Origin of the sequence: Marinimicrobium locisalis (assembly GCF_039822625.1) — a bacterium.
GTDB lineage: Bacteria > Pseudomonadota > Gammaproteobacteria > Pseudomonadales > Cellvibrionaceae > Marinimicrobium > Marinimicrobium locisalis.
Genome location: NZ_JBDLLG010000052.1, coordinates 1 through 3784, shown reverse-complemented (window position 1 = coordinate 3784; position 3784 = coordinate 1). Strand labels below are relative to the sequence as shown.

Below are 3784 nucleotides of genomic sequence, written 5' to 3'. Positions count from 1 at the left end.
CGAAATAGTCTCTACGTTTAGGCCGAAATTATACTGGATTTCCACAGGAATTTACGAAGAGCCAAAAAGCTAACAGATAAATGCAGTCAACGAACAAAACGCACGTCTGATTTTGTTGTTGGGGAAAGGTAAGGTTCGGAGAGATGGAAAAATTATTTTTAGTTCTTTACCTAGTAATCATGAGCAGCTCGGCTTTAGCAAAGGACTGTGTGGTTCTGCTTCATGGCATGGCTCGTACTTTGCAAACAGAAATGATGATCCAGAGCTTCTTATGGAAGCAGCCACTTGGTGGATCAAGAAGCACCAGCTCGATCAGTTCGAAAAGGCCTTAAAAATCAAGAAAATGGTTGAGGCCGGGCTTTGATGAGAACAGGGCGTTGACGGCCATTAGGGTGAACCAGAAGTCAGGTCTCCCCTTCGGCCGCTGTAGAGCGTCTCCCCTAATTGAAATAAACTGGACAGTAGTATACGGAGTTTTTATGCCTAGACGTTACATACCCTTTGTCATCATCGTTACAATATTAATTGTGGGTGGGGGTTATTTCTATCACGTAGAGTCTTCCTATATCGAAGGAATGAAGGAGGCTTCGGGGCAAGTGGTTGATTTTGAGATGAGAGAAGGCTCGACGGTATCCGCCAAACAGTTTTGTAATGAGCAGCCCTCGTTTATCGACGTGGCCTCTCAGGGTTCGTCTCAGCCTGGCGGCTGGCATACTGTCTTGGGCTTCGGTGGCGCACAAGAAATCGCGGCCAAGTCTTGAAGCTTGAATTCACAATTCAGGACCTGACCCCTTACGGACATGTGTGGCGCTGGCGAGGACTACGACTTTGAACACCGCCCGGGCCGGATCGTCCACCGACTCAAACAAATGGCAGCGGCTTTTACCATTGACGTGGCTGCCTATGCAGTGATGTCCAATCACTATTATGGTCTTTCGCGTCAACCGGGCGTTGTATGTTTTGTTTAAATATTAGGGTTCATCACACCCAGTCCACCAACACGCAACGTTCAGGTTGAAATCCTGTATTGCATCCCAGCGGGGCGAGCTTTCCTGTTTGTAATTCGTTAGTGCGCCCCAGCTGCCGTATCTAGTGTGCCGCGATATATCCACAAAATGCATATGCAGTTGTCCGCCACCGTCTTTCCAGGCGTTAAATAACTCAGTGTAGACGTCTCCCATGCCAGGGTGATTGTTCACTGCGATATGGAAGTCAATTATATCTTGGTCATTTTGTAGCGCTTTACCGTTCGCGGTAATATGCTGACCGCCTTCGTACGAGATGACTTCCATGTTGTATGTATGGGCTACGTCAACCCAATAGTCTAGCTCCCCAAGCATGTACCCACGCACACCATTTTGATGGTTCTCCCTGCCAAGGTCGCCGAAGCCCTCACCTGTCAACAGGTAATTTGTGGCTTTTTCCACGCCTGCGTCGCCCTCGGCAATCCAGCCACGGATGATGGCCTCCCACTGGTCATCGTTTTCACTGTCTATGTCTCTAGGAGGAATGAGCGAGCCGCCAAAGTAGGAGGTGATGGCGATGTAATCTATGCCGTGTTGATAGCATGGTGTGTTACCCTCAGCCACCCACAATGGGCACTCCAAAGCCCCTGACTCCAAGCCGTGCCACGCCGTCTGCACACCCAGTACACACTTTACTCGCTCGGTGCTTTCGGCAAAAGCGCCCAGCTTAAACGCGTCGCATACTTGCGCCGTACGCATTCCGTGCCATTGCATATAAGCATCACCTGCATCACCCCAGCGTGCGCGGCCAGCAACGTTGGCATACTGCGCCTGTTGAAACCCCCAGTTCCACACTTCGTTACTGTGCTCGATGTACACCGTTAACGCGGGGTTTAGCTCCGCTTCTAGCTGAGCGGCGAACCGCTCCATATAGTCCTCATCAGCGAGGTGCGGAATGTTAAACCAGGGATCTGCGCCGATTTTATTGGCCAGGTCGATCATTACACCGAGCGGTGCCGTCCGCCAAGTGCGATGCGAGCGTTGTGGTCGATCGGCCCAACGACTTAAGTCCGAGTCGTTGGTGCCCATCCAATCCATGAAGCGCAGGGCACGAAATTGGTCGATACGCTCGACCCACCCCGGGTTAAAAATTTCCCCCGCCTCGTAGGCGGCCAAAAAAGGCTCGGGAATAATGCGAATATTGCGCAATGGGTCGGCCGGGTCAGTCTCAGTGATACTTAAAAATGAAGCGCCCCAGTCTACATTAACAACCTCGTGACCGGGCTCAGACTCGTTCTCCAGCTTATTCGATGCGCCGGTGTAACGTAGTGCACCCTCGCCTTCGTAAAACACATGCACTCGGGTAAAGGGCCGTTGGTTCTCCCAAGGCTCTTGCTCCAAAACTAGAAAAACCGTACCCGCTGTTTGGCCCTCCTGAAGTGACAGCAGCCAGCCGTTGTCATCCACATCAAAAGGCAGATCGGTTTGGTTGATCCAGTCGTTCCAGCCACGCGACTGTTTCATTAAGTCCAGGAAGGGCATCTGAGGTGACCAATCACGTATGGCAGTCAACCCCATACCCATTGAGTGGCTGCGCTCAGTCAAGACAGCATTTACTTCTACAGTGCGGGCAGCCTCCGCGAGCAAGCCTTCGGTATCTTGCACGCTATACGTTACGGTGTAGGTGCCGGGCACATTGGCATCAAGCCCACCTAAATCAACAACAATCGCGTCGCTGAGGTCGCCATCTTCGTTGTCAGTCGCGGTTGCGCCAGGGTCGTCAAATGTGCCCCCTTCCGTTAGGCTTATTGTGGTATCGCCGAGTAATGTGACTGTTGGCGCTTGATTGGCGAGCACCTCCACTTGACGCGTTACCGACGCCGTTGCGCCTCCGCTATCGGTTACCGTATAGGTCAAGGTATATTCACCGGGGACATCGCTGTCTACAGCACCGCTTATTGTCACCTCTGAGGAAATATCCCCGTCTTCAGGGTCGCTCGCGGTCACACCGGGCTCGGAGTAGGTTTGGTTAAATGGCAGCGTCATTGAGCTGGCACCTGACAGAGTGAGCGTCGGCGCGCTATTATCCGTCGGCGGGCTGGGTACCGGGCCGTTATCCCCGGTTTCCTCGCCACCACATGCGACCATGAGCGTAACAATAAATGGTATCGCTACCATATTTTTATAAGCCATTTTTCCTTCTTCCTTCTTATCCCAAAGTCGATTCACGATATCAGGTTTTTCGGCGGTCATGGGTGACAAACTTCACAAAAGTGATCCCTCCGGCCTGGGCCGGCCCGCTCACAGTGGGCCACCCAGCGTTTGGGTGTGATGTGCGCACCGAGTCCGGCCTCATGAAGGGCCTTTAAGAACGCACCCCGGAAGACGGCCGCCAACGCCCGGCCATTAAACAGATAGCGGCCTTTGAGCTCATAAGGTAGGGTGAAGGTCACCATGTAATAGTGCATCGGCAACTGCTCTTCCCGCTGGTGCTATAACCAGTGCTCGGTGCTCTGGTTCTGGCACTGGTTGCAGAAGCGGTGCCCACAGCGCGCAGACGGGGGGAGTAGGCCGTTGCGATCGACCTTGACGGTGGACCAGGAATGGGTGTCGACCAGCGACTCGAAGTAGCCTTCGAGCTGCTTCTGGGACAGCGTGTCGGCCGGGGCATTGAAGTAATCACAACCCCGTCTCACGGCGCGGGCGTAAACATCGATAGTGGAGGATGCTTTCCCTTGGCGCTTAAGCGCGCTAATTAGTGCCCGTCCATAAACGAGTAAGCCACTGAAAATACAGGGAAAATATCGATTGGAGGGTTA

The 3784-nt window shown here is 52.9% G+C and carries 3 protein-coding genes and 2 pseudogenes; 2 read left to right on the top strand and 3 right to left on the bottom strand.

Annotated elements, in window-relative coordinates:
• Positions 1 to 112: 112 nt before the first annotated feature.
• Together AAE514_RS18240 and AAE514_RS18235 are read left to right on the top strand one after the other, a co-directional pair.
• Entirely contained in the window at positions 113 to 364 is a 252-nt protein-coding gene (locus AAE514_RS18240) for a DUF6500 family protein (protein ID WP_347332992.1), read from the top strand.
• 115 nt (positions 365 to 479) lie between these two features.
• Entirely contained in the window at positions 480 to 761 is a 282-nt protein-coding gene (locus AAE514_RS18235) for a hypothetical protein (RefSeq protein WP_347332991.1), read from the top strand.
• Between the two features lie 210 nt (positions 762 to 971).
• On the opposite strand, the gene AAE514_RS18230 is transcribed toward AAE514_RS18235, so the two are convergent.
• The 3 genes and pseudogenes from AAE514_RS18230 to AAE514_RS18225 all read right to left on the bottom strand — a co-directional run.
• A complete protein-coding gene (locus tag AAE514_RS18230) occupies positions 972 to 3218 on the bottom strand; it encodes a DUF5011 domain-containing protein (protein ID WP_347332990.1) in 2247 nt (748 codons plus the stop codon).
• 32 nt (positions 3219 to 3250) lie between these two features.
• Positions 3251 to 3514: pseudogene (locus AAE514_RS18655) on the bottom strand (transposase zinc-binding domain-containing protein); the annotation flags it as partial.
• Positions 3515 to 3544: 30 nt separating this feature from the next.
• A pseudogene (locus AAE514_RS18225) lies at positions 3545 to 3721 on the bottom strand (phage integrase N-terminal SAM-like domain-containing protein); the annotation flags it as partial.
• Positions 3722 to 3784: the final 63 nt, after the last annotated feature.